The 4973-nt window shown below is 70.9% G+C and carries 3 protein-coding genes and 1 pseudogene; 3 read left to right on the top strand and 1 reads right to left on the bottom strand.

Features of this window, described 5'->3' with window-relative positions; all coding sequences use genetic code 11:
- The 3 genes and pseudogenes from AC1D12_RS24575 to AC1D12_RS24565 all read left to right on the top strand — a co-directional run.
- Nucleotides 1-551: pseudogene (locus AC1D12_RS24575) on the top strand (EmrA/EmrK family multidrug efflux transporter periplasmic adaptor subunit); the annotation flags it as partial.
- A 30-nt stretch (nucleotides 552-581) separates the two neighbouring features.
- Entirely contained in the window at nucleotides 582-2198 is a 1617-nt protein-coding gene (locus AC1D12_RS24570) for a DHA2 family efflux MFS transporter permease subunit (RefSeq protein WP_477843449.1), read from the top strand.
- A gap of 405 nt (nucleotides 2199-2603) precedes the next feature.
- Nucleotides 2604-3044 (top strand): hypothetical protein, encoded by a 441-nt coding sequence (locus AC1D12_RS24565; RefSeq protein ID WP_477843447.1) that lies wholly within the window; start codon nucleotides 2604-2606, stop codon nucleotides 3042-3044.
- A gap of 17 nt (nucleotides 3045-3061) precedes the next feature.
- Here the strand turns inward: AC1D12_RS24565 and AC1D12_RS24560 are convergent, their stop codons facing one another.
- The gene (locus AC1D12_RS24560; RefSeq protein WP_477843446.1) at nucleotides 3062-4729 is read right to left on the bottom strand and encodes a sensor domain-containing diguanylate cyclase; all 1668 of its coding nucleotides are present in this window, start codon (nucleotides 4727-4729) and stop codon (nucleotides 3062-3064) included.
- Nucleotides 4730-4973: the final 244 nt, after the last annotated feature.

Here is a 4973-nt window from a genome sequence, read left to right as displayed (position 1 = left end):
AGCTGTGGGTCGATGCCAACTTCAAGGAAAGCCAGCTGAAGAACCTGCGCATCGGCCAGCCGGTCACGCTGCAGGCCGACGTGTACGGCAAGAAGGTCGAGTACCGCGGCCGGATCGAAGGACTCGGCGCCGGCACCGGCTCGGCGTTCTCGCTGCTGCCGGCGCAGAACGCCACCGGCAACTGGATCAAGGTGGTGCAGCGCGTGCCGGTGCGCGTCGCGCTCGACCCGAAGGAGCTTGCCGAGCACCCGCTGCGCGTGGGCCTGTCGATGGACGCCAAGGTCGACGTGAGCAACACCGACGGCAAGATGCTGGCCGATGTGCAGCGCAGCTCGGCGGTCGCGCAGACGGCGGTGTTCGACCTGGTCAACCAGGCGGCCGACGGCGAGGTGCGCAAGATCATCGCGAGCAACCTCGGCCATGCGCTGAAGCCCGACACCAAGGTGGCGGCACGCCGCAGCGAGGCGGYGACGCCGGCCGCCGCCGCGGGCGAGACGGTTGCGTCGAGCGCCGTCGCCGCCGCGGTCAAGCTGACCCCGGTCAAGCAGTAAGCCAGCCCCAGAGATCCGCGGAGCCTTCCCATGTCCTCCACCACCGCCGATGCGGTGTCCGGCGCCGAAGCGCCGGCGCCTKCGCCCGCCCCGGTCGCGCCGCCGCGTCCGGTGGCCCATCCGCCGCTGACCGGCAGCCAGCTGGTCCTCGGCACGATCGCGCTGTCGCTCGCGACGTTCATGAACGTGCTCGACAGCTCGATCGCCAACGTCTCGATCCCGGCCATCGCCGGCGACATGGGCGTGAGCCCGAACCAGGGCACCTGGGTCATCACCTCGTTCGGCGTGGCCAACGCGATCTCGGTGCCGCTGACCGGCTGGTTCACGCGCCGCTTCGGCCCGGTGCGCCTGTTCATGGCGAGCATCCTGCTGTTCGTGTTCTCGTCGTGGCTGTGCGGCCTGGCGCCGAACATCGAGACGCTGATCGCGTTCCGCGTGCTGCAGGGCCTGGTGGCCGGCCCGATGATCCCGTTGTCGCAGACGCTGCTGCTGGCGAGCTACCCGGCCGCCAAGGCCGGCACCGCGATGGCGATGTGGGCGATGACGGTGCTGGTCGCGCCGGTGGTCGGCCCGCTGCTGGGCGGCTGGATCACCGACAACATCTCGTGGCCGTGGATCTTCTACATCAACATCCCGGTCGGCATCCTCGCGGCGATGTTCACCTGGTCGATCTACCGCACCCGTGACGCCGTGCCGCAGAAGGTGCCGCTCGACTACGTCGGCCTGGGCTTGCTGGTGCTGTGGGTCGGTGCGCTGCAGGTGATGGTCGACAAGGGCAAGGAGCTCGACTGGTTCCAGTCCAGCCAGATCATCACGCTGGCCGTCGTCGCGGTGGTGGGCTTCCTGTTCTTCCTCGCGTGGGAGCTGACCGAGAAGAACCCGATCGTCGACCTGCGGCTGTTCGCGCGGCGCAACTTCTGGCTCGCCACGGTGGCGCTGTCGGTGGGCTACGGCGTGTTCTTCGGCAACGTGGTGCTGATGCCGCTGTGGCTGCAGCAGTACATGGGCTACACCGCCACCTGGGCCGGCATCGCGCTGGCGCCGGTGGGGATCCTCGCGATCCTGCTGTCGCCGTGGGTGGGCAAGAACATCGGCAAGATCGATCCGCGGCGCCTGGGCACGGTGGCCTTCCTCGGCTTTGCGCTGGTGCTGTGGATGCGCTCGCATTTCAATACGCAGGCCGACTTCAACACCATCCTGGTGCCGACGATCCTGCAGGGCGCGGCGATGGCGTTCTTCTTCATCCCGCTGCAGGCCATCATCTTCTCGGGCCTGCAGCCGCAGCAGATGGCCGCCGCGGYCGGCCTGAGCAACTTCGTGCGGATCACGGCCGGCGCGATCGGGACGTCGATCTTCACGACGGCCTGGGAGAACCGCGCGGTGCTGCACCATGCGCAGATCGCCGAGACGGTGAACGGCAACAGCATTGCGGCGACGCAGACACTGTCGAACCTCGGCGCCAGCGGCTACAGCCCCGACCAGGCGCTCGCGACGGTGAACCGGCTGGTCGACCAGCAGGCCTACACGATGGCGGCGACCGACCTGTTCTACCTGTCGTCAGCGCTGTTCCTGCTGCTGATCGGGCTGGTGTGGATGACGCGGCCCAAGAAGGGTGGCGCCGGTGGCGGTGGGGGCGGGGCTCACTGACCCGGTTCGGCGGGCGGCGGCGTGTTGCCGTCGTTCGCCGGCCGATCGTTCGTCGGCCGATAGCGGCTGGCCCAGGCCGGTCCCGGCTCCGCGGGTGTGATGCTGTAGGGACCCAGGTGTCCCGGCGTGTGCTGCACCACCAGCGGGGCGGTGGTGCCGATCCGCTGGGCTGCATGCGGTTTGACGGTAGGGAGMGATACAGGGGACATGGGATTTCCGGGTCAGGCGGTCCGTTGAATCGAATGCCCCGAGAGGGGCGCGTGCTGAGTAACGCGCCCACGTCGTCGGTTCACTTTCTGAGGGGTGTCCATGCGACCCCCATTGTGTGCGGCCGGTCGTGTCGCCCGAGGGAACCCGGCGCACGTCCGCGTTACTGACGCCGCGCCTCCACAGCGCGAGTGGTACGTGAGCGCCTTGCAGATCCTCCTGGACGAATTTGCCCGCCGCATCGGCAGTTCGCCCTTCAGCGTGGCGGGTGACCAGGCGCGCTTCGTCTGCAACGACCGCTTCGCGGTGGACCTCTTCTTCGACGCGCGCTTCGAATGCGTGCGCATCGGCACCCAGGTGGGCCATTCGCTGGTCGCGGTGCCGGGGCATGAGCTCTACTGGCGCTGCCTGTCGCGCGCCCAGCGCGACGATCCCCGCTTCGAGGTCTGCTGGAACGCCTACACCGGCGAGATGCTGAGCATGTCGGCGATGCCGATGACGAGGCTCGACATCGACGGCTTCATGCTGTGGATCGAGCGCTTCCTCGGCAGCTCGACCGAGGTGTCCGCGGCCTGGCTCGCCGCGGAGGACCCGCACGGCTGCGGCCTGCCGCTGGCGGATTGCCGCAGCTTCGCCTGAGCGCCGGCCTCAGCGCCTCAGCCCGACACCCCGGCGTACTGCCTGAACTGCCCCCGCCCGGCGTGCTTCGCGGCGTACAGCGCCTCGTCGGCATGGCGCATCGCCTCGGCCAGCGTCGCGCCGTGCGTCGGCCAGACGGCGGCGCCGATGCTGCAGCCCACCCGCAGGTTGTTCAGCGTCAGGTAGCTCATCGGCCGGCGCATGTCGCGCACGATGCGCTCGGCCAGCGTGCGCGACAGCGCGCTGCCTTCACCCGGCAGGCCGGTGATCAGCACCAGGAACTCGTCGCCCCCGAGGCGGAACACGAAATCCTGCTCGCGCGCCAGCTTGCGCAGGCGCCTGGCCACCTGCACCAGCACCTGGTCGCCGGCCGCGTGGCCATGGCGGTCGTTGATCGGCTTGAAAGCGTCCAGGTCCAGGCACAGCACGCAGACCTCGAGCCGCGCCTGATCGACGTCGTCGGCCAGGCGCTCGGCCATCTCGGCCAGGAAACCGCGATTCCACAACCCCGTCAGCGGATCGCGCAGCGCGCGCTGCTCGAGCGACTGCACCGCCTGCTCGCGGTCTTTCAGCGTGTCCTGCAGCTGCGCGACGGCGGCCGCGATCTGCTGCACGTCGTTGCGCCGGCGCGGCAGCGATGTGCCCGGCCCACCGGGTGCGCGCGGGCGGGCGGCGGTGCCGCRCAGCGCATGCGCGAGTTCCTCCACCGGTGCGACCAGCAGCGCGATCAGCCAGCAGCCGATCAGCGAACACAGCAGCCCGATGCCGATGCTCCAGGCCAGCGCGCTGGCGCGCACCTGCTGCGTGGCCGCCGCGGTCGCATCGCCCTGGTCACGGGCCACGACGTGCCAGCGGAAGCCCTTGAACTGCTGCAGCGGCCGGCTCTCGGCCACCGCGGTCAGCGAGGGCCTGCCGTCGCTCCACAGCGTGTCGGCCCAGCCCTCCTGCAGCGCGGCGAGCTGCGCCGGTGCCAGGGTCGGGCCCATGCCGGCCTGCGGCGCCAGCAGCACCGCCCCATCGGGCCCGTACACCGACAGCTGCTGCGTGGCCAGCAGGCCGCGCGGGTTCAGCACCGAGCGGCGCAGCTGGTCGGCCCATTGCCAGCTCAGGTGCAGCGCGATCACGCCGCCCAGGCTGCCGTCGGCGCGCCGGATCGGCGCGGCCACGTCGACGAACTTGACCGCTTCGCCGGGCGAGTTCGGTGCGTAGCGGGCGAGCATCACCGCCTCGTGCACGTCGCCGGTCCACAGGCCTTCGCGGCCATTGAGGAACACCGGGCGGGCGGCGATGGACTGCCCGAGCAGCACGTCGTCGGTGGCGGCGATCACGGTGCCGTCGGCATCGGTCACGCCGATCCAGGCATAGGCGGGCAGGGTCGCGCGCAGCCGGTCGAGCGCGCCGCGGATCTCGGCCGGCGAGGTCGTGCCGCGCAGCACGTCGAGCTGCGACAGCAGGCGCACGTCGCGCGTGCGCTCCGCCATCTCGTACGACAGGCGATCGGCCATGTTGCGCGCGGTCTGCAGCAGCGCCGCGCCGGCCTCGGTGCGCACCTGGTCGGCGGCCCGCCGGGCCCACAGCTGGCCGATCGCCAGCGACAGCAGCATCAGCAGCACGCAGCTGCCCATGCTGGCCTGCAGGCGAAGCGGCCACTGGCGCGGCCGCAGGAGGTGGGCGGGGCGGATCACGCGCGGATTGTCATGCTGCGCCCGCGACGGCAGTGAGCGGAAAAGCGAGCGGGAGCGTCGCCAATTCGGCGCATCGGACGCTACGATGCCGCGTCCACCCGACCGGAGACCCCCATGGACCTGCCCCGATGTGCCGCGCGCCTGGCGCCGCTGGCTGCCGCACTGGCCGTGGCCGGCTGCGCCAACGTCCCGAATCCGTTCGGCGGCGCCGGGGCCGCGGCGCCTGCGCCGGGCGGGACCGAGG

This window comes from Rhizobacter sp. P1_G5 (assembly GCF_056405435.1).
This window is presented reverse-complemented; position numbering and strand designations above follow the sequence as displayed.